Source organism: Acinetobacter sp. TG2027, assembly GCF_000302435.1.
Lineage (GTDB): Bacteria > Pseudomonadota > Gammaproteobacteria > Pseudomonadales > Moraxellaceae > Acinetobacter > Acinetobacter pittii.
In genome coordinates this window covers 22,810-48,358 of the sequence record NZ_AMJN01000054.1, presented here as the reverse complement: position 1 = coordinate 48,358, position 25,549 = coordinate 22,810, and the positions used below count along the sequence as shown (strand labels likewise).

At 40.3% G+C, this 25,549-nt stretch carries 32 protein-coding genes, 3 tRNA genes and 1 pseudogene; 31 read left to right on the top strand and 5 right to left on the bottom strand.

Features of this window, described 5'->3' with window-relative positions; translation table 11 throughout:
* Window position 1 precedes the first annotated feature (1 nt).
* From rpsC to B806_RS0116345, 22 genes and pseudogenes are all read left to right on the top strand, one after another.
* Window positions 2-818, top strand: a pseudogene (gene rpsC, locus B806_RS0116450) (30S ribosomal protein S3).
* On the top strand, window positions 758-1,171 hold the full coding sequence (rplP, locus tag B806_RS0116445) for a 50S ribosomal protein L16 (protein ID WP_002049688.1): 414 nt from the start codon (window positions 758-760) through the stop codon (window positions 1,169-1,171). Before rpsC ends, rplP begins: the two are co-directional and overlap by 61 nt.
* Window positions 1,171-1,368: a 50S ribosomal protein L29 gene (gene rpmC / locus B806_RS0116440; RefSeq protein ID WP_000849928.1), complete on the top strand. Its 198-nt coding sequence runs from the start codon at window positions 1,171-1,173 to the stop codon at window positions 1,366-1,368. Before rplP ends, rpmC begins: the two co-directional genes overlap by 1 nt.
* Window positions 1,365-1,622, top strand: a complete 258-nt coding sequence (gene rpsQ, locus B806_RS0116435) for a 30S ribosomal protein S17 (RefSeq protein ID WP_002116661.1) — start codon at window positions 1,365-1,367, stop codon at window positions 1,620-1,622. Before rpmC ends, rpsQ begins: the two co-directional genes overlap by 4 nt.
* A gap of 92 nt (window positions 1,623-1,714) precedes the next feature.
* The gene (gene rplN, locus B806_RS0116430; protein ID WP_001982634.1) at window positions 1,715-2,083 is read left to right on the top strand and encodes a 50S ribosomal protein L14; all 369 of its coding nucleotides are present in this window, start codon (window positions 1,715-1,717) and stop codon (window positions 2,081-2,083) included.
* A gap of 9 nt (window positions 2,084-2,092) precedes the next feature.
* Window positions 2,093-2,410: a 50S ribosomal protein L24 gene (gene rplX / locus B806_RS0116425; protein ID WP_002116820.1), complete on the top strand. Its 318-nt coding sequence runs from the start codon at window positions 2,093-2,095 to the stop codon at window positions 2,408-2,410.
* Between the two features lie 15 nt (window positions 2,411-2,425).
* Complete coding sequence (gene rplE, locus B806_RS0116420; RefSeq protein ID WP_002116961.1) at window positions 2,426-2,962, top strand: 50S ribosomal protein L5; 537 nt, start codon at window positions 2,426-2,428, stop codon at window positions 2,960-2,962.
* A gap of 9 nt (window positions 2,963-2,971) precedes the next feature.
* Window positions 2,972-3,277, top strand: a complete 306-nt coding sequence (gene rpsN, locus B806_RS0116415) for a 30S ribosomal protein S14 (RefSeq protein WP_002049689.1) — start codon at window positions 2,972-2,974, stop codon at window positions 3,275-3,277.
* Window positions 3,278-3,288: 11 nt separating this feature from the next.
* Entirely contained in the window at window positions 3,289-3,684 is a 396-nt protein-coding gene (gene rpsH, locus B806_RS0116410; protein ID WP_002049732.1) for a 30S ribosomal protein S8, read from the top strand.
* A gap of 13 nt (window positions 3,685-3,697) precedes the next feature.
* Window positions 3,698-4,231, top strand: a complete 534-nt coding sequence (gene rplF, locus B806_RS0116405; RefSeq protein ID WP_002116801.1) for a 50S ribosomal protein L6 — start codon at window positions 3,698-3,700, stop codon at window positions 4,229-4,231.
* Window positions 4,232-4,245: 14 nt separating this feature from the next.
* The gene (gene rplR, locus B806_RS0116400) at window positions 4,246-4,596 is read left to right on the top strand and encodes a 50S ribosomal protein L18 (protein ID WP_002049741.1); all 351 of its coding nucleotides are present in this window, start codon (window positions 4,246-4,248) and stop codon (window positions 4,594-4,596) included.
* A gap of 2 nt (window positions 4,597-4,598) precedes the next feature.
* Complete coding sequence (gene rpsE, locus B806_RS0116395) at window positions 4,599-5,096, top strand: 30S ribosomal protein S5 (RefSeq protein ID WP_001141025.1); 498 nt, start codon at window positions 4,599-4,601, stop codon at window positions 5,094-5,096.
* A gap of 6 nt (window positions 5,097-5,102) precedes the next feature.
* Window positions 5,103-5,279 carry a 50S ribosomal protein L30 gene (rpmD, locus tag B806_RS0116390; protein WP_000849088.1) on the top strand — a complete coding sequence of 59 codons (177 nt, stop codon included), beginning with the start codon at window positions 5,103-5,105 and terminating at the stop codon, window positions 5,277-5,279.
* 3 nt (window positions 5,280-5,282) lie between these two features.
* Window positions 5,283-5,723, top strand: coding sequence for a 50S ribosomal protein L15 (gene rplO / locus B806_RS0116385; protein ID WP_002116985.1), 441 nt, complete (start codon window positions 5,283-5,285; stop codon window positions 5,721-5,723).
* A gap of 45 nt (window positions 5,724-5,768) precedes the next feature.
* Entirely contained in the window at window positions 5,769-7,088 is a 1,320-nt protein-coding gene (gene secY, locus B806_RS0116380) for a preprotein translocase subunit SecY (protein WP_014207743.1), read from the top strand.
* Between the two features lie 20 nt (window positions 7,089-7,108).
* Window positions 7,109-7,225, top strand: a complete 117-nt coding sequence (rpmJ, locus tag B806_RS0116375; protein ID WP_000867907.1) for a 50S ribosomal protein L36 — start codon at window positions 7,109-7,111, stop codon at window positions 7,223-7,225.
* Between the two features lie 106 nt (window positions 7,226-7,331).
* The gene (gene rpsM, locus B806_RS0116370) at window positions 7,332-7,688 is read left to right on the top strand and encodes a 30S ribosomal protein S13 (protein ID WP_000090815.1); all 357 of its coding nucleotides are present in this window, start codon (window positions 7,332-7,334) and stop codon (window positions 7,686-7,688) included.
* A gap of 19 nt (window positions 7,689-7,707) precedes the next feature.
* Entirely contained in the window at window positions 7,708-8,094 is a 387-nt protein-coding gene (rpsK, locus tag B806_RS0116365; RefSeq protein ID WP_001040166.1) for a 30S ribosomal protein S11, read from the top strand.
* 12 nt (window positions 8,095-8,106) lie between these two features.
* Window positions 8,107-8,733: a 30S ribosomal protein S4 gene (gene rpsD, locus B806_RS0116360; RefSeq protein ID WP_000135204.1), complete on the top strand. Its 627-nt coding sequence runs from the start codon at window positions 8,107-8,109 to the stop codon at window positions 8,731-8,733.
* Window positions 8,734-8,750: 17 nt separating this feature from the next.
* Window positions 8,751-9,758 carry a DNA-directed RNA polymerase subunit alpha gene (gene rpoA, locus B806_RS0116355; RefSeq protein WP_002116730.1) on the top strand — a complete coding sequence of 336 codons (1,008 nt, stop codon included), beginning with the start codon at window positions 8,751-8,753 and terminating at the stop codon, window positions 9,756-9,758.
* Window positions 9,759-9,776: 18 nt separating this feature from the next.
* Complete coding sequence (gene rplQ, locus B806_RS0116350; protein ID WP_002049717.1) at window positions 9,777-10,154, top strand: 50S ribosomal protein L17; 378 nt, start codon at window positions 9,777-9,779, stop codon at window positions 10,152-10,154.
* 181 nt (window positions 10,155-10,335) lie between these two features.
* Window positions 10,336-11,826, top strand: coding sequence for an NAD(P)/FAD-dependent oxidoreductase (locus B806_RS0116345; protein ID WP_017403244.1), 1,491 nt, complete (start codon window positions 10,336-10,338; stop codon window positions 11,824-11,826).
* Between the two features lie 50 nt (window positions 11,827-11,876).
* Here the strand turns inward: B806_RS0116345 and B806_RS0116340 are convergent, their stop codons facing one another.
* Entirely contained in the window at window positions 11,877-13,049 is a 1,173-nt protein-coding gene (locus B806_RS0116340) for an acyl-CoA dehydrogenase family protein (RefSeq protein WP_017403243.1), read from the bottom strand.
* Window positions 13,050-13,237: 188 nt separating this feature from the next.
* Here B806_RS0116340 and B806_RS0116335 point away from each other — a divergent pair, with 188 nt between their 5' ends.
* The 5 genes from B806_RS0116335 (at window position 13,238) to B806_RS0116305 (ending at window position 18,800) form a co-directional block, all read left to right on the top strand.
* Entirely contained in the window at window positions 13,238-13,495 is a 258-nt protein-coding gene (locus B806_RS0116335; RefSeq protein WP_002117064.1) for a succinate dehydrogenase assembly factor 2, read from the top strand.
* A 6-nt stretch (window positions 13,496-13,501) separates the two neighbouring features.
* Entirely contained in the window at window positions 13,502-13,891 is a 390-nt protein-coding gene (locus B806_RS0116330; protein WP_017386980.1) for a hypothetical protein, read from the top strand.
* A gap of 770 nt (window positions 13,892-14,661) precedes the next feature.
* Window positions 14,662-15,750: a hypothetical protein gene (locus B806_RS0116315; RefSeq protein ID WP_017403242.1), complete on the top strand. Its 1,089-nt coding sequence runs from the start codon at window positions 14,662-14,664 to the stop codon at window positions 15,748-15,750.
* 84 nt (window positions 15,751-15,834) lie between these two features.
* Window positions 15,835-16,410 carry a rhombosortase gene (gene rrtA, locus B806_RS0116310; RefSeq protein ID WP_005078319.1) on the top strand — a complete coding sequence of 192 codons (576 nt, stop codon included), beginning with the start codon at window positions 15,835-15,837 and terminating at the stop codon, window positions 16,408-16,410.
* Window positions 16,411-16,589: 179 nt separating this feature from the next.
* The gene (locus B806_RS0116305) at window positions 16,590-18,800 is read left to right on the top strand and encodes a TRAP transporter large permease subunit (protein ID WP_017386978.1); all 2,211 of its coding nucleotides are present in this window, start codon (window positions 16,590-16,592) and stop codon (window positions 18,798-18,800) included.
* 170 nt (window positions 18,801-18,970) lie between these two features.
* Here the strand turns inward: B806_RS0116305 and B806_RS0116300 are convergent, their stop codons facing one another.
* From B806_RS0116300 to rnr, 4 genes are all read right to left on the bottom strand, one after another.
* Entirely contained in the window at window positions 18,971-19,402 is a 432-nt protein-coding gene (locus tag B806_RS0116300) for a hypothetical protein (RefSeq protein WP_017386977.1), read from the bottom strand.
* An 11-nt stretch (window positions 19,403-19,413) separates the two neighbouring features.
* Entirely contained in the window at window positions 19,414-19,623 is a 210-nt protein-coding gene (locus B806_RS0116295; RefSeq protein WP_002117042.1) for a YheV family putative zinc ribbon protein, read from the bottom strand.
* 40 nt (window positions 19,624-19,663) lie between these two features.
* Window positions 19,664-21,718 carry a M3 family metallopeptidase gene (locus B806_RS0116290; protein ID WP_017386976.1) on the bottom strand — a complete coding sequence of 685 codons (2,055 nt, stop codon included), beginning with the start codon at window positions 21,716-21,718 and terminating at the stop codon, window positions 19,664-19,666.
* A 135-nt stretch (window positions 21,719-21,853) separates the two neighbouring features.
* Entirely contained in the window at window positions 21,854-24,271 is a 2,418-nt protein-coding gene (gene rnr / locus B806_RS0116285; RefSeq protein WP_005078314.1) for a ribonuclease R, read from the bottom strand.
* Window positions 24,272-24,532: 261 nt separating this feature from the next.
* Between rnr and B806_RS0116280 the strand changes: the two genes are divergently transcribed.
* The 4 genes from B806_RS0116280 to B806_RS0116265 all read left to right on the top strand — a co-directional run bounded on the left by B806_RS0116280 (window position 24,533) and on the right by B806_RS0116265 (window position 25,526).
* A tRNA-Ser gene (locus B806_RS0116280) sits at window positions 24,533-24,623 on the top strand.
* A gap of 10 nt (window positions 24,624-24,633) precedes the next feature.
* A tRNA-Arg gene (locus tag B806_RS0116275) sits at window positions 24,634-24,710 on the top strand.
* Between the two features lie 39 nt (window positions 24,711-24,749).
* Window positions 24,750-24,826, top strand: a tRNA-Arg gene (locus B806_RS0116270).
* A 106-nt stretch (window positions 24,827-24,932) separates the two neighbouring features.
* Window positions 24,933-25,526: an HAD-IB family hydrolase gene (locus tag B806_RS0116265; RefSeq protein WP_017386975.1), complete on the top strand. Its 594-nt coding sequence runs from the start codon at window positions 24,933-24,935 to the stop codon at window positions 25,524-25,526.
* Window positions 25,527-25,549: the final 23 nt, after the last annotated feature.

The window sequence follows — 25,549 nt, the reverse complement described above, 5'->3', positions numbered from 1 at the left end:
TATGGGTCAGAAGGTTCATCCAATCGGTATCCGCCTAGGTGTTGTGAAACGTCATAACGCTAACTGGTATGCGAATCCGAAACAATACGCTGAATACTTGCTTAAAGATCTTCAAGTTCGTGAGTTTTTAACTAAAAAACTTAAGAATGCGATGGTAAGCAACATTCTTATCGAACGTCCATCAGGCGCTGCTAAAGTAACTATTAGCACAGCTCGTCCTGGTATCGTAATCGGTAAAAAAGGCGAAGATATTGAGAAATTACAGCGCGAACTTACCAGCATTATGGGTGTTCCAGCGCAAGTAAGTATCAACGAAATTGATCGCCCAGACTTAGATGCGCGTTTAGTTGCTGAAGCAATCGCTTCTCAATTAGAAAAGCGTGTAATGTTCCGTCGTGCTATGAAGCGTGCGGTTCAAAACACTATGCGTGCTGGTGCTAAAGGTATCAAAGTTGAAGTGTCTGGCCGTTTAGGTGGTGCAGAGATTGCTCGTACAGAATGGTATCGTGAAGGTCGTGTACCTTTACATACTCTACGTGCAGACATTGACTATGCAACTATGCGTGCAGAAACAACTTACGGTACGATTGGTGTTAAAGTTTGGATTTTCCGTGGCGAGATTTTAGGTGGCATGAAACAAGTCATGAACCCTGCTCCTGCTGAAGATCGTCCAGCTAAACGTGGTCGTGGTCGTGGTGAAGGTCAAGAGCGTCGTGGTCGTCGCGGTGACCGTGCTGCTGACAAGGGAGAATAATCCATGTTGCAACCTAAACGTACCAAATTCCGTAAGGTGCACAAAGGCCGTAATACTGGTCTAGCGCATCGTGGTAGTACAGTATCATTTGGTTCGATTGCAATCAAAGCAACTGAACGTGGTCGTATGACTGCTCGTCAGATTGAAGCTGCACGTCGTACTATTAGCCGCCGTATTAAGCGTGGTGGTAAAATCTTTATTCGCGTATTCCCGGATAAACCAATTACTCAAAAGCCTCTTGAAGTGCGTATGGGTAAAGGTAAGGGTAGCGTGGAGTACTGGGTTTGCCAGATCCAACCAGGTAAGATCCTGTACGAAATTGAAGGTGTGAACGAAGAATTAGCGCGTGAAGCATTTGCTTTAGCTGCTGCTAAACTTCCGTTTAAAACCACTATCGTGACTCGGACGGTAATGTAATGAAAACTAAAGATCTACGTGAAAAATCGGTAGAAGAGTTGAAAGCTTTGCTTGATGAGCAACAGCTTAATCAATTCCGTCTTCGTATGGCGAAAGCAACTGGTCAGTTGGGTAAATCGCATGAAGTGCAAGTTGCTCGTAAGACAATTGCTCGTATTAAGACACTCCTTACCGAAAAACAGGGGAACGGACAATGAGTGAAAAAACAGTCCGCACGTTAACCGGCAAAGTAGTAAGCGACAAAATGGACAAGTCTATTGTTGTTCTTATCGAACGCCGCGTTCAACACCCGTTGTATGGCAAATCAATTCGCCGTTCAACTAAGTTACACGCTCATGATGAGAACAATGTTGCTAAACTTGGCGATGTTGTGACCATTAAAGAAAGCCGCCCAATTTCTAAAACTAAAGCTTGGACTTTAGTGGAAGTAGTTGAAGCAGCTGCTGAGTAATTCGACGTTCTTGTTGCATCATCGGTCAATTTCGAGTACTCTTTGAGCCTTTCGAAATTGTGACCGGTGATGCTCGGTTTTGGAGTAGGGCAATGATTCAAACCGAAACTATGCTCGACGTAGCAGACAACAGTGGTGCTCGCCGCGTACAATGTATTAAAGTACTTGGTGGTTCACATCGTCGTTATGCTTCTGTTGGCGACATTATTAAAGTTACTGTAAAAGAAGCAATCCCACGCGCACGTGTTAAAAAAGGTGACGTGATGAATGCGGTTGTAGTTCGTACTAAATTCGGCATTCGTCGTCCAGATGGTTCTGTGATCCGTTTTGATGATAATGCTGCAGTTATCCTGAACAACAACAAAGCTCCGATTGCTACTCGTATCTTCGGACCAGTGACTCGTGAACTTCGTACTGAACAGTTCATGAAAATCATTTCATTGGCTCCTGAAGTTCTATAAGAGGCAATCATGGCTAAGATTAAAAAAGGCGATCAAGTTATCGTGATCGCAGGTAAAGAAAAAGGCAAACAGGGTACTGTATTGTCTGTTTCTGAAGACCGCGTTAAGGTTGAAGGCCTTAACTTAGTGAAGAAGCATCAAAAGCCGAATCGTGTAACTGGCGCTGAAGGCGGTATCGTTACTCAAGAAGCTTCGCTTCATATTTCAAACGTGGCAATTTTAAATGCTACAACCCAGAAGGCTGACCGTGTTGGTTACCAAGTGATTGATGGCGTGAAAACTCGCGTTTATAAATCAAATGGTGAATCAGTGGCGGTAGCGAAGTAATAGGTTGAAAAGGCAATGGCCAGACTTAAAGCACGTTACAACGAAGAACTTAAAGCGAAGTTACAAGAAGAACTTAGCATTAAGAACGTGATGGAAATTCCACGCATCACAAAAATTACCCTAAACATGGGTGTAGGCGCAGCTGCAACTGATAAGAAATTATTAGATGGCGCTGTAGTCGACATGCAATTAATTGCTGGTCAAAAACCAGTAATTACACTTGCTCGTAAATCTATCGCTGGTTTCAAAATCCGTGATGGTTGGCCGATTGGTTGTAAAGTTACTTTACGTGGCGACCAAATGTACGAATTCTTGGACCGTTTGATCTCAATCGCAATCCCTCGTATCCGTGACTTCCGTGGTTTCTCTTCGAAATCATTTGATGGTCGTGGTAACTACTCAATGGGTTTGAAAGAGCAAATCGTTTTCCCTGAAATCGATTTCGATAAGATTGATCGTATTCGTGGTATGGATATTACTATTACTACGACTGCTCGCACCGATGACGAAGGCCGTGCGCTTATGCGTGCATTCGGCTTCCCGTTCAAATAAGAGGTCGATATGGCTAAGAAAGGTATGATTAATCGCGAATTGAAACGCGAAAAAACAGTTGCTAAATACGCTGCAAAACGTGCTGAATTAAAAGCTACGATTGCAAACGTAAATGCAAGTGAAGAAGAGCGTTTCGAAGCGATGTTAAAGTTACAAGCATTGCCACGTAATGCATCTCCGGTACGTCTTCGTAACCGTTGTGGTTTAACTGGTCGTCCTCATGGTTACTTCCGTAAGTTCGGTTTAAGCCGTAACAAATTACGTGACACAGTAATGCAGGGTGATGTACCAGGCGTTGTTAAGGCAAGCTGGTAAGGAGCGACTAAATGAGTATGCAAGATACCGTTGCCGACATGCTAACACGTGTTCGTAACGCACAAATGGCTAAGAAACAAACTGTTTCTATGCCTTCTTCTAAGTTGAAAGTTGCAATTGCAAACGTACTTCAACAAGAAGGTTATATTTCAAATGTAGAAGTTGCTCAAGAAGAGACAAAATCTACTTTGACAATTACTTTAAAATATTTCGAAGGCAAACCAGTTATCGAAATGGTTAAACGCGTAAGCCGTCCAGGTCTTCGCCAATACCGTGGTAAAGATAAACTTCCAAGCGTTAAGCAAGGTTTAGGTATTGCAATTGTTTCTACAAGCAAAGGCATCATGACTGATCGCGCTGCACGTGCTGCGGGCGTTGGTGGTGAAGTTATTGCTTTTGTTTCTTAATAGGTGATTCCTCATGTCTCGTGTGGCTAAAGCCCCAGTAACTGTACCTAATGGTGTAGCAGTTACTCAGAACGGCCGGCAGGTCGAAGTGAAAGGCAGCAAAGGTACATTGTCTTTCAACCTGCATGCGCTGGTCGAGCTAAAACAGGAAGAAGGTAAACTTCAACTTGCTCCAGTTAAAGAATCGAAAGATGCTTGGATGCAAGCTGGTACTGCTCGCGCTGTATTGAATAACCTTGTAAAAGGGGTTAGTGAAGGCTTCGAACGTAAGTTGCAGCTAGTTGGTGTTGGTTATAAAGCTGCGGTTAAAGGTACTGTTGTAAACCTTAACCTTGGTTTTTCACACCCAATTGACTACGCTTTACCTGAAGGTGTAACAGCGGAAACTCCAACTGCTACTGAAATCATTTTGAAATCAGCAAACAAGCAGTTGTTAGGTCAAGTAGCGGCAGAAATCCGTGCATATCGTTCTCCTGAACCATATAAAGGTAAAGGTGTTCGTTATTCGGATGAAGTCATTCTTCGTAAAGAAGCTAAGAAGAAATAAGGCGCGAGGTTCTTATGAACGAAAAGAAACAATCCCGTTTGCGTCGTGCGAAAAGCACACGCTTGCACATTCGTGCATTGGGTGCGACTCGTTTGTGTGTAAACCGCACTCCGCGTCACATCTATGCTCAAGTTATTTCAGCAGATGGTGGCAAAGTTTTAGCGCAAGCTTCAACTTTGGATGCATCTTTACGTAGCGGTACTACAGGTAATGTAGACGCGGCTACTAAAGTAGGCGCTTTAATCGCAGAGCGTGCGAAAGCAGCTGGTGTAACTAAAGTTGCATTTGACCGTTCTGGTTTTAAATATCATGGTCGTATCAAAGCCTTGGCTGATGCTGCTCGTGAAAACGGCTTGGAGTTCTAATCATGGCTAAAGTTGAACAAAACGAAGGTCTTGTTGAAAAGCTGGTTGCCGTTGATCGTGTAGCCAAAGTTGTTAAGGGTGGTCGTATCTTCTCTTTCACAGCATTAACTGTTGTGGGTGATGGTAATGGTCGTGTTGGTTTTGGTCGTGGTAAAGCTCGTGAAGTTCCAGCTGCTATTTCTAAAGCACTTGAAGCTGCACGTCGCAACATGATTACTGTAGACCTTGCAGGTACTACTTTACAACACCCTGTGAATGCTCGTCATGGTGCAAGCCGTGTATATATGCAACCTGCTTCTGAAGGTACTGGCGTAATCGCTGGTGGTGCTATGCGTGCCGTTCTAGAAGCTGCAGGTGTACATAACGTACTTGCTAAATGTTATGGTTCTACTAATGCTGCAAACGTAGTAAACGCAACTTTCAAAGGTTTGCGTGATATGACTTCTCCTGAGAAAGTCGCTGCGAAACGTGGTAAATCAGTAGAAGAAATTCAAGGGTAATCAATCATGAAAACGATTAAAGTTACCCAGACTAAATCTTCTTCACATCGCTTGAAAAATCACAAGCTTTGCTTACAAGGTTTAGGTCTGCGTCGTATTGGTCATACTGTAGAAGTGCAAGATACGCCTTCTAACCGCGGTATGATCAACAAAGTCTACTATATGGTTAGTGTAGAGGAATAAGCCATGACTCTGCGTTTAAATGAACTTGCGCCTGCAGAAGGTGCAAAACGTGAACACCGTCGTTTAGGCCGTGGTATCGGTTCTGGCGTTGGTAAGACTGGTGGCCGTGGTGTCAAAGGTCAAAAATCACGTAAAAGTGGTGGCGTTCGTCCAGGCTTTGAAGGCGGTCAAACTGCGATTTATCGTCGTTTACCTAAATTCGGTTTCACTAGCCAAATCGCTTTAAAAACTGCTGAAGTACGTTTATCTGAGTTAAGCAAAGTTGAAGGCGACATCGTTAGCCTTGAAACTTTGAAAGCTGCGAATGTTGTTCGTCGTGACCAAATTCGTGCTCGTATCGTACTTTCTGGTGAAATCACTCGTGCATTCACTGTTCAAGGTGTTGCATTGACTAAAGGCGCTAAAGCTGCGATTGAAGCAGCTGGCGGTAAAGTCGAGGAGTAATCTCGAGTGTCTATGTCTCCTAGTTCTTCAGGTCATGTCAACATGATGAAAGGTCAGCCATTTCATGTGAAATACCGTGAAATTATTCGCCGGATGAGTTTTCTAATCGGTGCATTGCTGGTCTTTCGACTAGGAGCGCATATTCCAGTACCAGGCATTAATAATGCTGCGTTAGAAAATTTATTTCATGCGAACCAAGGAACTATTCTTGGGCTATTCAATATGTTTTCTGGCGGTGCTTTAGAGCGAATGTCTATTCTTGCTTTAGGGATTATGCCGTACATTTCTGCGTCAATTATTGTGCAGTTAATGTCTACTGTAATTCCCTCACTTGAAGCCTTGAAAAAGGAAGGTGAGCAAGGTAAGCGTAAAATTAATCAGTATACGCGTCAGGGCACATTGTTGCTTGCAGTGGTTCAAGCAGTTGGTATGTGTGCAGGTTTGATTGGTCAGGGTATTACTCTATCAGTTGGTCTCGCATTTTATATCCCAGCAGTAACTTCACTTGTCGCTGGAACTATGTTCTTAATGTGGCTAGGTGAGCAAATCACTGAAAGAGGTATTGGTAACGGTATCTCAATGATTATTTTTGCAGGTATTGTCGCTGGTTTGCCTAAATTAATTATGCAATCAGTTTCTTCTGTAGATAATGGTCAGACAAGTTTAATTGGTCTTGTAATCTTTGGTCTTTTGTCTTTAGGTGTATTGGCAGCTATTGTGTTTATTGAAAAAGCACAACGTCGCATTCCAGTAAACTATGCGCAAAAGCAACAAGGTCGTCGTATATTTACAGCACAGCAGACGCATTTGCCATTAAAAATTAATATGGCTGGTGTTATTCCTGCGATTTTTGCAAGTTCTTTACTCTTGTTCCCAGCAAGTCTTGGTCAATGGGTGGGAAGTGCAGATCCAAATGCTGGTTTTATTAAAAGCAGCTTACAAGATTTAGCTTTAGTATTGTCGCCTGGACAGCCTTTGTATTTGGTGCTCTTTGGTGCGTTAATTATCTTTTTCTGTTACTTTTATACGGCTTTAGTATTTAGCCCTAAGGAAGTATCAGAAAATCTAAAACGCAGCGGAGCTTATGTGCCTGGTATTCGCCCAGGTGAGCAAACTGCTCGTTACTTAGATCATATTCTTAATCGTTTGACTTTTATTGGTGCGATTTATATTACGGTCATTTGTTTAATGCCAATGATTCTACAAAGCTCTTTTGGGATTCCATTCTATTTAGGTGGTACCTCATTATTGATCGTAGTTGTCGTGGTTATGGACTTTATGGCTCAGCTACAAGCGCATTTAACATCTCATCAATATGATAATCAAACATTAATGAGAAAAACGACTGCTCATCCTAAGGGATAAGCGCACTTAGAGGTTTCATCATGAAAGTACAAGCTTCTGTAAAGAAAATTTGTGGTAGCTGTAAAGTTATCCGTCGTAATGGGGTTATTCGCGTAATTTGTAGCGCAGAACCTCGTCATAAGCAGCGTCAAGGTTAATCTAATCAAGACCTGTTGATTTCAGTAGGCGAATTGGGTTAATATCCGCCCCTCAAGATTTTTGTGGGGCGGTTGATTATCTCTACTGCCTTTTTGGAGAAAGTGAATGGCTCGTATTGCCGGTGTAAACATTCCGGATAACAAGCATGCTGTTATCTCCCTCACTTACATCTTTGGTATCGGTCGCCACACTGCTAAGAATATCTTAGCTGCAGTTGGTATTACTGAAACTACTAAGATCCGTGAGTTGGACGATGCTCAGCTTGATGCGATTCGTGCAGAAGTTGCTAAGGTTCCTACCGAAGGTGACTTACGTCGCGAAATTTCCATGAACATTAAACGTTTAATGGATTTGGGTTGCTACCGCGGCCTTCGCCATCGTCGCAGCTTGCCTGTCCGTGGTCAACGCACCAAAACTAACGCACGTACCCGTAAAGGTCCGCGCAAACCGATTAAAAAGTAAGATTTCTGGAAGCTAAAAGATGGCTAAAGATACTCGCACACGCAAGAAGGTCACTCGTACCGTCTCTGAAGGTGTTGCACACATTCACGCGTCTTTTAATAACACCATTGTTACGATTACTGATCGTCAAGGTAATGCATTGGCTTGGGCCACCTCAGGTGGACAAGGCTTCCGTGGTTCACGTAAATCAACTCCGTTTGCTGCTCAGGTAGCTGCTGAAGTTGCTGGTAAAGCAGCTTTAGATTACGGTTTGAAAAATCTGGACGTCCTTGTAAAAGGTCCTGGTCCAGGTCGTGAGTCTGCGGTTCGTGCATTAGGCGCAGTGGGTTATAAGATTAACAGCATTACCGATGTGACTCCAATTCCTCACAACGGTTGCCGTCCACCTAAAAAACGTCGCGTGTAAGGAGAAACATTCATGGCTCGTTATATTGGTCCAAAATGCAAACTCTCTCGCCGCGAAGGGACAGACCTGCAACTTAAATCTGGCGTTAAACCATTTGACGTCAAAACTAAAAAAGCTAACAAAGCACCTGGTCAACATGGTCAGGCACGCGGTGGTAAGCAATCTGAGTATTCACTACAATTACGTGAAAAACAAAAAGTCCGTCGTATTTACGGTGTGTTAGAACGTCAATTTAGTAACTACTATAAAGAAGCAGCTCGTGTTAAAGGCGCAACAGGTGAGAACTTGTTGAAATTGCTTGAAAGCCGTCTTGATAACGTTGTTTATCGCATGGGTTTTGGTTCTACACGTGCAGAAGCTCGTCAGTTAGTAAGTCACCGTAGCATTACTTTGAATGGTCGTCGTGTAAACATCGCATCTATTCAAGTTAAAGCTGGTGATGTAATTGCGGTTCACGAAGGTGCTAAACAACAATTGCGTATTAAAAACGCGATTGAGTTAGCTGCACAACGTGGTATTCCAGCTTGGATCGAAGTTGATCATTCTAAGCTTGAAGGTACGTTTAAAGCTGCACCAGATCGTTCTGATTTACCTGCTGAAATCAACGAAAGCTTGATTGTAGAATTGTATTCTAAATAATCCTTGAGGTAGCAATAATGACGCGTACTGCAAACGAGTTTCTAACTCCGCAAGCGATCAAGGTCGAAGCGGTAAGCGGGACCTCGGCAAAAGTGATTCTAGAACCTTTAGAGCGTGGTTTTGGCCACACTCTAGGTAATGCTTTACGTCGCATTCTATTGTCTTCTTTACCTGGCGCTGCTGTGGTTGAAGTTGAGATAGAAGGTGTCGAGCACGAGTACAGTACTTTAGAAGGCTTGCAGCAGGACATCGTCGAGCTCTTGCTGAACCTAAAAGGATTGTCTATTAAGCTGTTCGATCAAAATGAAGCATATTTAACATTAGAAAAACAAGGTCCTGGCGATATTACTGCTGCTGACCTTCGTTTACCTCATAATGTTGAAGTGGTTAACCCAGAACATTTAATCGGTACTTTAAGTGCTTCAGGCTCATTAAAAATGCGCTTGAAAGTTGCTCAAGGTCGTGGTTATGAAACATCTGATTCTCGTTTCCCTGAAGGTGAAACACGTCCGGTTGGTCGTTTGCAATTAGATGCTTCTTATAGCCCGATTAAGCGTGTTTCTTACACCGTTGAAAATGCGCGTGTAGAACAACGTACCGATTTAGATAAACTGGTAATCGACCTCGAAACAAATGGAACGGTTGATCCTGAAGAAGCAATCCGCAAAGCGGCAACAATCTTGCAACAACAAATTGCAATTTTTGTTGATCTTCAGAAAGACCAAACTCCAGTTGCTCAAGAGCCTCGTGAAGAAGTTGATCCAATCTTGCTTCGCCCAGTAGATGATCTAGAGCTTACTGTTCGTTCTGCTAACTGTTTGAAAGCAGAAAATATTTACTACATTGGTGATCTTGTTCAACGTACTGAAGTTGAGTTGTTAAAAACTCCTAACCTTGGTAAAAAATCGTTAACAGAGATCAAAGATGTTTTGGCATCGAAAGGCTTACAACTCGGTATGCGTCTTGAAAACTGGCCACCAGCTAGTCTTCGTATGGACGACCGTTTTGCCTATCGTAGCCGTTAATTAAGTAGGACTATCACCATGCGTCATCGTAATAGTGGTGTGAAATTAGGCCGTACAAGCAGCCATCGTAAAGCGATGTTCCAAAACTTGGCTAATTCTTTATTTGAACACGAGTTGATCAAAACAACTGTGCCTAAAGCTAAAGAATTACGTCGTGTTGCTGAGCCTTTAATCACTCTAGCAAAAAACGATACTGTAGCAAATCGTCGTTTAGCATTTGCTCGTACTCGTAATGCTGCAACTGTTGGTAAATTATTTACCGTACTCGGCCCTCGTTACAAAGAACGTAACGGCGGTTATCTACGTGTTCTTAAAGCGGGCTTCCGTGCTGGTGATGCAGCACCGATGGCTTACGTTGAGCTTGTAGATCGTGAAGTAAACACTTCAGCTGAATAATTGATTTTATTCAAAAAAGACCGGTTTTATACCGGTCTTTTTTATTTCTAGTCACAAAATAAATTATAAAAATGTCCTCAAGTGACATAAAAAAGCAGATAAACGGTCAAACTTGACATTGTGTATTGTCAAAATTGTGTTTTAATAAACTTATATTCTCAACAATGGGTATAAAAATAAAATGGAAAAGCAAGTTGATATTTTAATCATTGGCGCAGGTATTTCAGGAATCGGAATCGCTGCCCATTTGTCAAAAAATTCACCACAACGACAATTCGAGATTTTAGAACGTCGTGAGTCTTTTGGTGGAACGTGGGATCTTTTCCGTTATCCTGGCATCCGTTCAGATTCAGATATGTCTACTTTTGGTTTTAACTTTAAACCATGGTGTAAAGCGAATGTATTAGCTGATGGTGCTTCTATTAAAGGATATTTAGGTGAAGTAATTAGTGAATTTAAATTAAAAGAAAAAATTCATTTTGGTCATCGCGTACTTTCTGCTAATTATGATTCGGCTTCAAAAAAATGGCAGGTTGTAGTCGAAGATAGCAATAAAAAACAGCAGACTTGGATTGCTAACTTTGTTGTAGGTTGTACAGGTTACTATAATTATGATCAGGGTTATGCGCCTTCTTTCCCAAATCAAGAAGCATTTAAAGGGCAACTCATTCATCCACAGCATTGGCCTGAAAACTTAGATTACACAGGTAAGAAGGTGGTTATTATCGGTAGTGGTGCAACAGCGATTACTTTAGTACCAGCAATGGCTAAAGGTGGGGCAGGTCATGTGACCATGTTGCAACGTTCACCAACCTATATTGCTAGTGTTCCTTCTATCGATTTCATCTATGAAAAAACGCGTAAATTTATGTCTGAAGAGGCAGCTTATAAATTTACCCGCGCACGTAACATTGGTATGCAGCGCGCTATTTATGCGTTGTCTCAGAAACATCCTAAAACTGTACGTCGTTTACTTTTAAAAGCAATTGAAGTGCAGCTTAAAGGTAAGGTTGATATGAAGCATTTTACGCCTTCATACAACCCTTGGGATCAGCGTTTATGTGTAGTGCCAGATGGGGACTTATTTAAGATTTTACGTGAAGGCAAAGCGAGTGTAGAAACTGATCAGATCGAGAAATTTACTGAAAAAGGTATTTTACTTAAATCTGGCAAATATCTTGATGCTGATATCGTTGTTTCTGCAACAGGATTACAGGTTCAGATTATGGGCGGAGTTCAGGCAACTCTTGATGGGAAGCCAATCAACTCATCTGAACATATGCTTTATAACGGTATAATGCTAAGTGATGTGCCGAATATGGCTATGATTATTGGCTATGTGAATGCTTCATGGACACTCAAAGTAGATATCGCTGCCGAATATATTTGTCGCTTATTAAACTATATGGACAAAAATAGTTATGATGAAGTGATTCCATCGGGTGATAAGACTGTGATGGAAGAAGATACTGTAATGGGTAAATTATCTTCAGGTTATATTAACCGTGCAGCACATGAACTTCCTAAACAAGGTAAGCGTGCTCCATGGCAGGTGACTAATAACTATTTAGAAGATAGAAAGTCTTTGAAAAATGCAAAATTTGAAGATGGCATTCTTCATTTTCATAAGCGTTCTGAAGCGAATGAGCGTAAACCAAAATTAGTATCTTAAGTCGTGTTAAATAAGAAAAGGGGCGTAATGCCCCTTTTCTTATGAAGGTATTAAAGTGTTCTTGAAATTAATTCTTTCATGATTTCATTTGTACCTGCATAAATTCGATTTGCTCGATGATCAATGTATGCACGTGCAATTGGATATTCAAGCATATAGCCATAACCCCCATGTAACTGAAGACATTCATCTACAATCTTTGAGAACATATCAGAAATTTTATATTTAGCAGCTGCGGCAGCTTCTACACTCAATTTTTCTTCAAGTTGTAATTCCATACAACGATCTAAATATGTCCGGCAGAAATCGATTTCTGTTCTGAGTTCAGCAAGTTTAAAACGCGTATTTTGAAATGCGCCAATAGGTTTACCAAACGCCTTACGATCTTTTGTATATTGAACGGTATGTGCAAATGCTGCTTCAGCACCTGCCTGACAAATGATAGCAACTAACATTCGTTCCCATGCTAATTCTTTCATGAGCATGATAAAGCCCATACCTTCCATGCCTAAAAGGTTTTCTTTAGGAACGCGAACGTTATCAAAGAAGAGTTCGCAGGTATCTTGGCCTTTCATACCAATTTTGTTTAGAGGTTTACCTTTACTAAAACCAGCACGGTCTGCTTCTACAATAATTAAGGATAAGTTCGCCGAACCTTTGTCACTATTACCAGTCTTACAAACGACTACGGCCATGTCGCATAAGTAGCCATTCGTAATAAAAATTTTAGAGCCATTAATGACATATTCATCACCATCAAGTACGGCGGTGGTTCTTACCGCTTGTAAATCTGAACCAGTGCCTGGTTCAGTCATTGCAATAGCAGTAACAACTTCTCCAGTTGCCATTTTGTGTAACCATTTTTGTTTTTGCTCTTCATTACCAAAATTATTAACGTAATTAGCAACAATATCGGAATGTAGAGAAAAACCAGTACTTGAGTCCATCGCATACGCTTGTTCTTCGATAAGAATCATACTGTATAGGCGATCTACGCCAGAACCACCATATTGCTCTGGCATTGTGGTGCAAAGAAGACCTAATTCTCCAGCTTTATTCCAAAGATCTCGGTCAACATGTTGCTGTTTTTCATATTTTTCTATATTGGGAACGACTTCCTTTTCATAGAATTTACGCACTGTCTCACGGAAGGCTTCGTGTTCTTCATTGAATAATTTTCTCGGTAACATATTTGGAACAGGACGGATGGCACCAGATTGCATTTGTATTTCTTCCTTGGTTCAGGTGTGATGTTATGCCCTAAACATACGTAAGCATTTCATGCCCTACAATGTGATGAATGCTCAATTATGCGGATAAGATGATAAATTTGGTCAATTTGATATTTTTAGCGATCTTTAGGATGTGATCAGGTAAACTAGGCGCACTATCAACACAGATGGGGACGTAAATGTCTGACGAAATGACCTTGGAAGAACGTAAAGTAATTTATCGAGCACGCCGCGGCTTAAAAGAAATTGACGTCTATTTTGACCCGTATGTAAAAAACTATTATTTAAAAGCTGATCCAGCAGAAAAAGCATTATTTGCAGAGCTAGTTGATCAAGAAGATCCAGATTTATTAGATTGGTTCATGGAAGTTTCTGAGCCTCCACGTACTGAGTTACGTGAATTTATTTATAAACTAAAACAGTATGTGCATGGCTAAACTGTTTTGATAAAAGAATTAAATTTTGAGCTGAAATATAGCCGTGTCTCGGTAATATTTCAGCTTTTTGTTGGTTTGGGTTTAGCAATCCTGCTTTATCAATTATTAACACTGATATGGTGGCTATGTGCTGTCATTCTTCTATTTATTGGTTCTATTTTCTTTCTAAAGCAAGCACAAATATCTCAAATTGAATATTTAGATCAAAAATTATGGTCGGTTGCATATTTTTCAAAAAAAGAAATTTACCGTGCAGAAATTACTAAAATAATTGATTATCAGTTATTTGTAGTTATTTATTTTGAAGAGACTCCTACGAATATAGCTATTGTTTGGTTCGATCAGCTTCCTATTCAGCAGTGGAAAAGATTAAAAGTTTTAGAAAAACTCTATTAATTGTTCGACAATTCTACAATTGTATATTTATTTAAAAACCATAAAAAACAAAAACTTAATAATTTTTTTCTTCATTAAACTTCGGATTGTCTAATTAGAATATAGAAAAAAGCCAAGGAAAGACAATTGTCTGACAATTTCACCTATGGGTAGCTATTTGATCGGTTAAAGTACAAACACCAACGTAAAGTGTGTCGGAGGTCTCAAAATGGAGATGCCAACATGGTCGTTCTTGGTCATTGCCATCATTCTGGCAGTGGTGATAGGAAGAGCAGGAACTTTACTCAGGGAACATCTTAACAAAGTTAGTTTTAACAAGGTTAAGAGACAGAGGATGCAAGGTCGTCGATCAATCAATTATTAAAGTTGGTTAATCGATTAATTTCATCAAGTGTCCAGTTTATAACTGGGTGCGATTGTTGTAAGGAGGTCTCTCATGGAGATTTCAATGTGGATGTTTCTGTTAATTGCAGTTGTTATGGCTGTAGTAGTAGGAAGAGCAGGAACTTTACTTAAGGATTATATAGAACAAAAATAATATAAGCCGTTAAAAGCTTATCCCAGTTAATAAGTAGCATGTGCTGAACCGTCGCAATGCTACTTTTTTTTGCCTAAAATTTCTGTTTCCTCGAAAAACTGTCAATTTTATCTGCTGTGAAGTGTGTCAAAGTATAAGCGCTACAATTAGAGTAATTACTCTTTTATTCAAGATATGCATCTGCTAATGTACATCTGAAAAGGAAAAAACAAATTACATAGAGGACAGGAAGATGTCTAAAGTCCAAAAAATAAGCCAAGGTTTGGCGGTGAGTTTTCTTGCAGCTTCAGTTTTATCAGGTTGTTCATACGTCGTGAAAACCGGAGCAAATGTTGCTCTAGGTTTTACGGAAAAGCACGTCGTTCCACCTATTTTGGCAATGCAAGATGCTGAAATGGTATGTAATACCGGTAGTGCGTTAACGCCTGCAATCATGTCTACCAAAGGGATGGGTGCAGATCCGACACGTGTTGCAGTATTAATGTATGCAGCATCAGGTGTATGTGCGGAAAATCAAGCTTTAGAACAAGAACTGCGTTATTTACGTGCTTCAAAAGCAGGTCAAGTGACAGAAGCCCAAGATGCACGTATTGCACAGAAGCGTTGGGCAGCAATTGCAGCTGAACGTCAGTATACAGGCTATAAATTATTTGCTGATCGTTGGGAATCTAAATATAAATATCACTTAGGTGACTCTTGCCCAACGATGCGTAATGATACTGATCAAACCGTTTATTTACTTGGCATGATCAGTGGTCTTCAGGCTGTGACCAACGATATTAACTCAGGCGGCGCAGTCAATGTTCCTAAAGATATTGCTGCTATTGTAGAGCGTGGCATGGTTTGTCTAGATAATGAAAAATTCTGGGGCGCACCTAACGCAACGCGTGCTGTTATCTGGACTTTATTGCCAGGTGCTGATGAAGGGAAACCTGATCCATACCAAACTTTAAAACAGTCAATTCAGATTGGTGAGAAAAAAGGTGTTCGCTTATCTCATGCCTTATATGCCGTAGCTGCTCAAGCAAGCGGTGATGATGCAAAAATCCGTGATGCATTAAGATCTTATGCAGCGTCTCAAGATGATGACAAACCTGTCAATCCTAACTTTAAGTTAATCGATAGTATGGCTGGCCTTATTGTACGTGGTATCTCTGATCGTTATTGGACTGAGCATACTGGTGTACGTACTGGAGATGATGGCATGTCTCATTTCTGGGATGATAAGAATGAAGGTGCAGCAGAGCTAGATGAGTTGTTTGATGGGGGGGCCGCTTCTGAAATTCCTGCTGATTCATCTGCTCCACCAGCAGCGCAGTAAAGAATATTTGAAAGGCTAACTTCTTGCGAGTCTATTGTTAAGTTCTACAATAATCGTAAGAAGTTTAATTTCAAGGAGTGTGCCATGAAGGATCATGTACTGAATAGTAAAGTGCTTCTGGTCGCAGTGTGCATTTCCATATCTGCTTGTCTACAGGTGTTTCCTGATACTTTTATTTATTGGCGCGAAAGTTTACTTGGCGAATTCTGGCGTTTATGGACTGCACATTGGGTACACGTTGGATGGGTTCATTTCCTTTTAAATATGATGGCATTCGCCTGTTTACCCTTTATCTTTCCACATACAAAAGCATGGCATCTTCTAAGTCTACTTTTGCTATTGCCACCTTTTATTAGTTTGGTGTTCTACTTTTATTTACCTTATATCGAAGCTTATGCGGGCCTATCTGGTGTCTTACATGGGCTATATACAGCGGTTGCTTTAGTCTATCTGCAATATCGTAAAGAGCGAAATTTTGCTTTGCTGGTTTTAGGGTTAATTATTGCTAAACTTATATGGGAAAACACTTTTGGGCAAACAGGGACCGCTCAGTTAATAGGGAGTCCAGTTTTAACTGAAGCTCACCTATATGGAGCAATTGGTGGCGCAATCTTTGGAGGATGCTATTGGCTTTTCCAGAGATTAAAAAAGAAACATTGACAATACAAACTGTTAAAAAAGAGATTTTAGTCATTCTTTATTAATAAAGTTTGATGCAAATTTGATCGTTGAATAAAGGGATTGGTAGAAGGGGGATGGATTTAACCCCTGACCAAGAAAAATTGCATGACTCAATTCTTTAATTTTTAGGGACTTGAGAGAACAAAATTGGAATATTTATGCAAGAACATCAAGAAAAAAGATCTGGATTAGGTCTGCTGGGTTATATCTGGAACGAATGGATCTCAACATTCGTCATCCTCATTCTGCTATTAATGACGCTAATTATTGGTACCGGGGAAATGATCCACGGACAATTATTACGTATCGGGGAACGTCTTTATGGCGACCCTACTACAGGTATGCAATATTCTTTTTTGCGTGCTGAGCCTGAAAAGCCAACTTGTGATCGACATCCAAATATCGAGGCTCAAGTAAAAGAACAAATGAAAGCGAACGCGTCTGATGATTTCGCGAGTTTCTTTGGTGCAGCATCGGAAAGTGATGTCCGTGCATCACTACTCGCAGCGCAGCAACAATGTGATGAAAAATATCAGTTCTATGATAAAGCAATCGCTTATATGGATGCACATCCAAGTATCCGTACGTATCGAACAATAGAAACCTCTTTTTTTGGTCTCTTTAAATTTGGTACTGAAAATAGGGCAATGCTTTTAGTTGTGATGGTTGTTTTGGCCGCGATAACTGCGACATTGAAGACACATCATATCGGTTTACGTAGCCCAGCAACGAAAATTGATTTTCGTGTATATTCAATTGCGATGTTATTTGCTAATGGTCTTTTAACATCATCAACGATTAGCCAATACCGTTCTGTAACGGGTTCGGGGGTGCCTGTAGCAATTGAAATGCAAGTGATTTACTGGTTATGGATTACGTTATTTGCGATTTTGACATTAATCAGTTTATTTCAGTTGATTAAATCTCCAACCCCGACGAAAGAGGGGGGGAATCTTGGGCTTGCTTTCTTAAGTGTGCCACTTTATGCCTATATGGCAATTATTACTGGTATTGCATTTACTTTCTTTATGGATTATCCAATGGGACAAGGTATTTACCTTGGACAATTGGTTGAATTCTCAAGTATCTTTTTAAATCTTGCTCTATTTATATGGGCAGGTATGTTACTTAAACAAACACGTATAGTTGATTTATTTCTTAATATATTACGGCCTTGGAATCTAGCACCTGAAACTTTAACTTGGTTAATTCTAATTGCAGCAGCTTTACCTACAGCTTATACAGGGGCTTCGGGTATCTTCGTTATTGCAGCTGGTGCAATTATTTATAAAGAAGTCTGGAATGCAGGTGGTCGCCGTCAATTCGCTTTGGCAGCAACAGCTATGTCTGGTTCATTAGGTGTTGTGTTACGACCATGTTTGCTGATTGTTGTTGTTGCGTCTTTGAATAAAGAAGTCACAACAGATTTGTTATATCACTATGGGATATATACATTTCTGCTGTCTTCAACTTTATTTTTAATAGTTTCTTTATTTTTTGCTGAGCAAAAATTTCGTATTGCACCAGTAAAAATAGCATTTCCTAAATCCTTACGCGCTTTTGTTCCTGTATCGCCATATATTGTTATTTTTATCCTAATCTGGTTGTTTTACAAGCATGCCTTGGCAACAGATTTGAATGAGTTCACAGCACCAGTCATGATGCCTGTAATCTTATTACTAATGGTGCTATTTGATAAGTTACGTAGGGAGCCTGCTCCGTTAGCACCAGTCGGTCATTGGGATAGTACCCTTAATGTTTATACTGCTCCAGCCGATGGTTCTCAGCCTGTACCTCAAGTAAAGTCTACAGATGATCCACGTAATCCTGAGCGTAGAGTTTCTTTCCGATCAGCTTTACACACAGCTACAAGTGAAACTGTTGGACATATTGGTGCATTAGTTATTCTAATGGCATTGTCTGTAAGTGTCGGTGGATTCTTGGAACGAATCGAAATTATGGAGGCTTTCCCAACAGATATTAATAGTCTATTTGTTGTGATCTCTTTGATTGTGATTCTCATGGTATTTGTTGGGATGATCATGGATCCATTCGGTGCTGTTATTTTAATTTCAGCAACCGTAGCACCCGTAGCATATAAATACGGAATTGATCCTGTGCATTTCTGGATGATCGCTTTAATTGGTTTTGAGCTTGGCTATATTACTCCTCCAGTTGCTTTAAACCACTTATTGGCCAGACAAGCAATTGGCGACGATGAGGTATCTGAAGCAGATGCAGAAGTTCGTCATAAATCATTCTTCTACCGCTTCGAGCGATGGGTACTTCCACTAATTGTAATGGTGCCTGCAATGCTTATTATTGCTTATGCACCTTACTTCTTTAAATTATTCGGTTGGTATCACTAATCTAATAATTTGAAGTAAATATCTTGATTAAAAAACACCCTCTTAAAGAGGGTGTTTTTTTGGATGATACAATATGAGTATTTTGCGTTCGATAACAATCTAATTTTCTTCTTAAAATTAGAAAGCTAAAGATGTACAGCTTTAGCTTTTTTTAAGAGTTCATTGAAAAACTATTGCTGTTTAAGCTGAGCTTCCAGCAATTTAACTTGTTCTTCTTTGAGTTTAGTTAATTGATCCGCATCTGCATGCTGAGCTTTTAAGGTTGCTTCCTGATCTTTTAGCTGCCGATGAACATCTTCAAGTTTAGATACTTCTTCTTTTGCTAAAGACTCTTGGGCAGGGACAGGCTCTTTAAGCACATTTTCACTAACAAGTTGCTGAGAGCTTGCATTTTCAGCTAAGGGTTCAGAACTTGGTAATGGGTCAGCTGGTTTCGGTTTAGCAGGAGCAGGAGTCGAGACAGGTTGTGGATCAACCAGTGGTGCTGACGACTCGGTTTTTTTAAAAAACCATTGCGCTGCAAAAAAAAGCACTACGAGAATGCTTAAGCCCCCAATTAAAATCCATAATAATTTTGAGTTTTGTTTTCTTTGTAGTGGCATGTTTAAGACCTTTAGTCGGGACGACGTGGCTTGAACTGTATTACCCCAATTTCATCCGGTTCAGCAGGTGTTTCAGGCTCATCAACATGAGTCGGACGATTTTCGCTATAACCGCATTCGATACATTCAATCCATTCGTCTTCTGCGGTGGTTAGCATGATAATCCGATCCATGGCTTCACATTTTGGACATTTTGCCCCAGCAATGAAACGTTTTTTCATCTTTATCACCCTAACCACACGATCAATTTAGGCCCATAGTTTAAGCGGTTTTGTTGTCATTCGTCCAACCTTGATGACGTAACAATGCGTCAATTTTAGGCTCGCGTCCACGGAAATTAACAAATGCCTCAAGCGCAGTGTCTTTTCCACCCACAGCTAGAATTGCCTGACGGAATTCTTTACCCGTTTGAGTATTAAAAATGCCTTCATTTTCAAAACGATCAAATGCATCGCTCGCTAAGACTTCTGCCCATTTGTAAGAGTAATAACCTGCGGCATAACCGCCAGCAAAAATATGACTAAAACTATGTTGGAAACGGTTGTAGTCGACAGTAGGAACGACCGCATATTGCTTACGAATATCGTCTAAGGTTTGCTGAATTTGCTCACTGTTAAGGGCTGGCGTTTTGGTGTGAATGGTCAAGTCAAATAATGCAAATTCAAGCTGACGTAAAGTTTGCATACCAGATTGGAAGAATCGAGCATTTAATAAAGCATCTAGTAATTCTTGTGGCAAAGTCTGTTTACTATCGATGTGTTCACTTAATACATCTAGGCTTTCTTTATCCCATGACCAGAATTCCATAAACTGGCTTGGTAATTCTACTGCATCCCAAGCAACACCATGAGTTCCTGCAACCGAGATATTATCTACTTCGGTCAACATATGATGTAAACCATGTCCGAACTCATGGAACAAAGTAATCACTTCGTCATGAGTCAATAAAGCAGGTTGGTCACCTACCGGAGGGGTGAAATTACACACCATATAGCAAATTGGTTTTTGTAAGCCATGAAGTGTTTGCATGCGCGAGCGGAAGCCGTTCATCCATGCGCCACCACGTTTACCTGTACGTGCATAGATGTCAAAAAAGAAGCCACCAATCACTTGACCTTGGTCTTCTAATTCAAAATAACGTGCATCTGGATGCCAGACAGGTGCTTGTCTTTCAATAATGTTAATGCCGTATAGACGCTGCACAATCTGGAATAATCCCTGAATAACTTTAGGTGCAGGGAAATAAGGTTTTAATGCTTCTTGAGATAAGTTGAATTGTTGCTGTTTAAGCTTTTCAGAATAGTAAGTTGTATCCCAAGGTTTAAGCTCATCAACACCATCTTGTTTAGCAATATCTTGAAGTTCGGCAACTTCTTGAAGCGCAGGAGCACGCGCATGCTCTGCTAGGTCAACCAAAAACTCATGTACTGTTTTTACGTCTGGTGCCATTTTGCTTGCAAGAGAATATTCAGCATAGTTATTGAAACCAAGTAGTTTCGCCATTTCCTGACGAAGACTCAAAATTTCTTCCATAATTTTGCTGTTATCAAACTCAGCTTGTTCAGACTGATCAGATGCGCGAGTCACATAAGCTCTATAAAGCTCTTCACGCAATACACGGTCATCTGCATAAGTCATGATTGCAAAATATGCTGGGAAATCTAGGGTTGCTACAGCTTGGTCAAGTTCACGTTGTTTGCCGTACTGTTTTAATAACTCAATATTACTTTCTGGAAGACCTTTTAGCTGATCTTCGGTAAGTGGTTTAAAGTAAGCTTGTGTTGCATCAAGTACGTGGTTTGAAAAATTAGAAGAAAGCTGTGAAAGACGCGCAGAAATCTCTGCATAACGTTTTTTCTCTTCACCCTCTAAGGCTACACCTGAAAGTTTAAAGTCACGTAAAGCTAGACGGATAGCACTTTGCTGTGCAGGGCTAAGAGAGCTATAACCTTGACCATCATGGATGTGTTGATAGGTTTGATAAAGCGCCGTGTGTTGACCAAGCTGAGTGTAATATTCACTTAATGCTGGTAATAAAGATTGATAGACTTCTCTCGTTTCTGTATTACTCATTACCGCGTTTAAATGCGATAAAATGCCCCATGATTCACTTAGATTATTTTCAAGCGTATCGACTTGCTCAAGTACGGCAAGTTGCTGAGCTGCATCTGTAGGTGCAGCCGTAAGAGTATTTAAAAATTCCTGACCTGCTTGGATCGCTTGCTGGATGTCTTGTTTTAAATTTTCTAATTCAATTTGGTCAAAACGCGGAGTTGGTAAAGTCGCTTGCTGTAAAGTCATTGCTAATAGCCACATTATTTTTTAAACATGGTATTAGATGTAGGTCCTCTCAGGCTGGAAATCAAGCTTAATGTGTAAAATAACCCTTTTTAAAAAGAAATAAGCCTCCTATTGGAGGCTTATTTCTGAAGTGTGATAATTATTTACTCACTATTCAGCCTTTGATTTTGCATTCGACTTTTTCTTTTTAGGCTTAGATTTTTTCTTCACCTTTTCTGATTTAGTCTCGGCTTTTGCTGAGGTTTTCTTACCAGATTTTTTGGTGTAAGAACTTGGCTTACTTTTTTCTTTCTTTTTGTGAACAGGTCGCTCACCATCACTACTGACAGTTGGTTTACTGAAAACTTCTTCAGTCGCCTGCGTAGTAGTTTTAGTCGTACGCGGCGCACGGCTACGAACTACTCGGCCTGCATGGGTAACTTGCTTAATGAGCTGGAAGTCAATTTTACGTTCTTCCAGATTGACACCAGCGACCTGAATTTTAACTTCATCGCCCAAACCAAAGACTTGACCACGATTTTGACCTACTAGATTTTGACTCGCTTGGTCATAAATAAAGAAGTCATCGCCGAGTTGGCTAATATGAATCATGCCATCGACATATAAATCTTTCAGTGTCACGAATAAACCGAATTCGGTCACCGCACTTACAATACCAATAAATTCATCACCTAGATGCTGCTGCATGTAGTGACATTTCAACCACGTCGTTACGCTACGAGAAGCTTCATCAGCACGGCGCTCTGTTTGAGAGAAATGTTCACCTGCATCATCTAGTGCAGCACCAGAGAGTGGATAAGGCTTTTGTTTCAAGTGAGCTTTAATGGCACGGTGTAATAATAGGTCTGGGTAACGACGAATTGGCGAAGTGAAATGCGTATAAGCTTCATAGGCCAAACCATAGTGCCCAGCATTTTTTGCGCCATAATAAGCTTGCATCATTGAGCGTAATAAGACGGCATGAATACTAGGAGCATCAATACGATCTTTAGTTGCTTCAATTACTCTTTGATAGTCTGCTTGAGTTGGTTGGTCAGGGAAGGGTAGACCCAGTAATTTCACAAAGTCTTTTACTTTCTGAATACGTGAAAACTCTGGAGCTTCGTGCACGCGATATAACATTGGAACATCATGTTCTAATGCATATTCAGCCGCAGCAACGTTAGCAAGTAACATGCACTCTTCAATGAGCTTATGTGCTTCATTACGTGTACGTGGCAAAATTTCTTTAATCCCGCCTAGCTCATCAAAAGTCATGTAGGTTTCAATGGTTTCAAATTCCATTGCATGACGATCAGCACGTAAATTTTTCAAAATCTGATAAAGCTGGAAAAGCGTATTTAACGATTTATGAACATCACGATCTTTTGGAATCGCATCTGTTGCGCCGTCAAAATATTGTGCCACCTGTGTATAGGTCAAACGCGCTTTTGAATGCATCACTGATGGATAAAAATCGTAACCAGTTACACGACCTGTACGAGAGAGTTTCAAGTCACAGACCATACATAAACGGTCTACATGAGGGTTTAGAGAGCATAAGCCATTTGACAATGCCTCTGGTAGCATCGGTAATACGAAATGCGGGAAGTATACCGAAGTACCACGTTCCTCAGCTTCTTCATTGAGGGCTGAGTCTAAGCGTACATAATGGCTAACATCAGCAATTGCGACGACTACACGATAACCGCCACCTGGACGTTTTTCAGCATAAACCGCATCATCAAAATCTCGAGCATCTTCACCATCAATTGTAACTAATGCTAAATCTCTTAAATCAATGCGGCCTTCACGGTCTTGAGCAGATGGTTCTTTAAAGCTTTCAGCTTCTTTTATAACTTCATCTGGGAATTCGTAAGGTAAGCCAAACTCAAGAATAGTCTGCGGAATAATAATTTCTGTATCAGCTTTGTCGGCCATAGACTGAATAATATGCGCCGTCGCAAATTCTTCACGAGTCGGATAACTATCTATTGCGACACGTAGCATATCGCCAACATTTGCTTCAGCATGCGTTACCAGTTCTTTTTCTAAAGGAATAGGTTGGTGCTGATTTGGATTGTTGGGCTGAATAAAATATTCGCCATCGTGAACCGACAATTTACCAATTAATTGTTTAACACGATGTTGTAAAACTTCTGTGATAAATCCCCAAGGTTTGCCTTTACGATCAACTGAAGTCTGTCGCACTCTAACTCGGTCACCGTTAAAGACTAAACGTAATTCACGTTCAGGAAGTAAAAGGTCACTTTGACCATCAATATGCGCTGTGCCTAAACCTTTACTATTGATATAAACAGTTGCTTCATAGGTCGGTTGATCTGCCACCAACTGAAATTTAAACCCGTCTTTCATGATTTGACCATCACGAACCATAGCACTTAAGCGATGACTGAGTGCTTCAATACTTTTTTGGTCATGAATATTAAAATGATCGACAAGTTCTGCATGAGATTGCGGTGTCTGCAATTGTTCCAATGTATCTAAAATAAGAGTACGGCTTGGAATAGGATTGTCATAACGTTCAGCTTCAGCTTTCGCTTCGGGGTCAGCCCAGTTTTTTGTCATGTCGTTTGGTTTCACGCTTGGCAGATAAGTTTAGCATAAGTCATGCAGACCCGAACTGCACGTTTAGGTTTGCAATAATGTGTTATGCACTACAGTATTTTGATGAAGAAATAATATCTATCTTAACAAGCGTTTGATCGAAAAAGACGAAAATAATGAGAAAATTGCTTAAAAAATAATTCATTGAACTAAAAAACAAGAAAATTTCACTATGATGACTTGAACAATAGGGTTTTAGTTTGTATTATGGCGGCTCGTTCCGGTGAGGTGGATGAGTGGCTGAAATCACTTCCCTGCTAAGGAAGCATACCTATTACTGGTATCGAGGGTTCGAATCCCTCTCTCACCGCCATTTACTTAATGCGCTCATAGCTCAGCTGGATAGAGCACTTGGCTACGAACTAAGGGGTCGGGAGTTCGAATCTCTCTGAGCGCACCAAGTAAAATAGAACGAATCGCTGAAAGGCACACAAGTTACGCGCTCATAGCTCAGCTGGATAGAGCACTTGGCTACGAACTAAGGGGTCGGGAGTTCGAATCTCTCTGAGCGCACCAACTTGAAGAATTAACCGCTTTTATAGCGGTTTTTTTGTGCCTGTTTTTTAGTACTTTAAAAAAATCTAAATTTATAACTTTTTAATTATATTAGAGATAATCATAAATGAACTTAGCTTTATTTGACTTTGATGGCACGATCACTCATAACGATACATTCAGTCTATTCCTTAAATTTTCTTTAAATAAAAAAACTCAAATACTAGGTGGTATTCGACTTGCACCTTATATAGCGGGTTATAAGCTTGGATGGGTAACCGATAAAACTATTCGAACTAAACTCTGTCAGGTGGGATACGTGGGCTATGATGCGGCTTCCCTAAAATATATGGGACAAGAGTTTGCTAAAAATATCCTTCCTACCTGTGTGCGTCAAAATGCTTTGGAACGTATTCTCTGGCATAAACAACAAGGTGATCAGATTGTTGTTGTATCTGCATCATTAGGTGTTTATTTAGAAAGCTGGTGCCAATCTTTAGATTTAGACGTTATATGTAATCAACTTGAAATACGTGATGGTATTTTGACAGGTGATTTTATTAATGGTGATTGTGGTTATTTAGAAAAAGTAAATAGAATAAAAAACAAATATGATTTAACTCAGTATTCTACAATTTATGCTTATGGTGATACACCTAATGATTATGCAATGTTAGAGCTGGCGCATAAGAAATATTATAGATGGGAAGAAGTGAATTAATATTTAAAGATATATTAATAAAT

What these genes read in the sequence shown, in the direction of transcription:
- rplP (WP_002049688.1), top strand. Translation starts at nt 758, where the DNA reads ATGTTGCAACCTAAACGTACCAAATTCCGTAAGGTGCACAAAGGCCGT.
- rpmC (WP_000849928.1), top strand. Translation starts at nt 1,171, where the DNA reads ATGAAAACTAAAGATCTACGTGAAAAATCGGTAGAAGAGTTGAAAGCT.
- rpsQ (WP_002116661.1), top strand. Translation starts at nt 1,365, where the DNA reads ATGAGTGAAAAAACAGTCCGCACGTTAACCGGCAAAGTAGTAAGCGAC.
- rplN (WP_001982634.1), top strand. Translation starts at nt 1,715, where the DNA reads ATGATTCAAACCGAAACTATGCTCGACGTAGCAGACAACAGTGGTGCT.
- rplX (WP_002116820.1), top strand. Translation starts at nt 2,093, where the DNA reads ATGGCTAAGATTAAAAAAGGCGATCAAGTTATCGTGATCGCAGGTAAA.
- rplE (WP_002116961.1), top strand. Translation starts at nt 2,426, where the DNA reads ATGGCCAGACTTAAAGCACGTTACAACGAAGAACTTAAAGCGAAGTTA.
- rpsN (WP_002049689.1), top strand. Translation starts at nt 2,972, where the DNA reads ATGGCTAAGAAAGGTATGATTAATCGCGAATTGAAACGCGAAAAAACA.
- rpsH (WP_002049732.1), top strand. Translation starts at nt 3,289, where the DNA reads ATGAGTATGCAAGATACCGTTGCCGACATGCTAACACGTGTTCGTAAC.
- rplF (WP_002116801.1), top strand. Translation starts at nt 3,698, where the DNA reads ATGTCTCGTGTGGCTAAAGCCCCAGTAACTGTACCTAATGGTGTAGCA.
- rplR (WP_002049741.1), top strand. Translation starts at nt 4,246, where the DNA reads ATGAACGAAAAGAAACAATCCCGTTTGCGTCGTGCGAAAAGCACACGC.
- rpsE (WP_001141025.1), top strand. Translation starts at nt 4,599, where the DNA reads ATGGCTAAAGTTGAACAAAACGAAGGTCTTGTTGAAAAGCTGGTTGCC.
- rpmD (WP_000849088.1), top strand. Translation starts at nt 5,103, where the DNA reads ATGAAAACGATTAAAGTTACCCAGACTAAATCTTCTTCACATCGCTTG.
- rplO (WP_002116985.1), top strand. Translation starts at nt 5,283, where the DNA reads ATGACTCTGCGTTTAAATGAACTTGCGCCTGCAGAAGGTGCAAAACGT.
- secY (WP_014207743.1), top strand. Translation starts at nt 5,769, where the DNA reads ATGAAAGGTCAGCCATTTCATGTGAAATACCGTGAAATTATTCGCCGG.
- rpmJ (WP_000867907.1), top strand. Translation starts at nt 7,109, where the DNA reads ATGAAAGTACAAGCTTCTGTAAAGAAAATTTGTGGTAGCTGTAAAGTT.
- rpsM (WP_000090815.1), top strand. Translation starts at nt 7,332, where the DNA reads ATGGCTCGTATTGCCGGTGTAAACATTCCGGATAACAAGCATGCTGTT.
- rpsK (WP_001040166.1), top strand. Translation starts at nt 7,708, where the DNA reads ATGGCTAAAGATACTCGCACACGCAAGAAGGTCACTCGTACCGTCTCT.
- rpsD (WP_000135204.1), top strand. Translation starts at nt 8,107, where the DNA reads ATGGCTCGTTATATTGGTCCAAAATGCAAACTCTCTCGCCGCGAAGGG.
- rpoA (WP_002116730.1), top strand. Translation starts at nt 8,751, where the DNA reads ATGACGCGTACTGCAAACGAGTTTCTAACTCCGCAAGCGATCAAGGTC.
- rplQ (WP_002049717.1), top strand. Translation starts at nt 9,777, where the DNA reads ATGCGTCATCGTAATAGTGGTGTGAAATTAGGCCGTACAAGCAGCCAT.
- B806_RS0116345 (WP_017403244.1), top strand. Translation starts at nt 10,336, where the DNA reads ATGGAAAAGCAAGTTGATATTTTAATCATTGGCGCAGGTATTTCAGGA.
- B806_RS0116340 (WP_017403243.1), bottom strand. Translation starts at nt 13,049, where the DNA reads ATGCAATCTGGTGCCATCCGTCCTGTTCCAAATATGTTACCGAGAAAA.
- B806_RS0116335 (WP_002117064.1), top strand. Translation starts at nt 13,238, where the DNA reads ATGTCTGACGAAATGACCTTGGAAGAACGTAAAGTAATTTATCGAGCA.
- B806_RS0116315 (WP_017403242.1), top strand. Translation starts at nt 14,662, where the DNA reads ATGTCTAAAGTCCAAAAAATAAGCCAAGGTTTGGCGGTGAGTTTTCTT.
- rrtA (WP_005078319.1), top strand. Translation starts at nt 15,835, where the DNA reads ATGAAGGATCATGTACTGAATAGTAAAGTGCTTCTGGTCGCAGTGTGC.
- B806_RS0116305 (WP_017386978.1), top strand. Translation starts at nt 16,590, where the DNA reads ATGCAAGAACATCAAGAAAAAAGATCTGGATTAGGTCTGCTGGGTTAT.
- B806_RS0116300 (WP_017386977.1), bottom strand. Translation starts at nt 19,402, where the DNA reads ATGCCACTACAAAGAAAACAAAACTCAAAATTATTATGGATTTTAATT.
- B806_RS0116295 (WP_002117042.1), bottom strand. Translation starts at nt 19,623, where the DNA reads ATGAAAAAACGTTTCATTGCTGGGGCAAAATGTCCAAAATGTGAAGCC.
- B806_RS0116290 (WP_017386976.1), bottom strand. Translation starts at nt 21,718, where the DNA reads ATGTGGCTATTAGCAATGACTTTACAGCAAGCGACTTTACCAACTCCG.
- rnr (WP_005078314.1), bottom strand. Translation starts at nt 24,271, where the DNA reads ATGACAAAAAACTGGGCTGACCCCGAAGCGAAAGCTGAAGCTGAACGT.
- B806_RS0116265 (WP_017386975.1), top strand. Translation starts at nt 24,933, where the DNA reads ATGAACTTAGCTTTATTTGACTTTGATGGCACGATCACTCATAACGAT.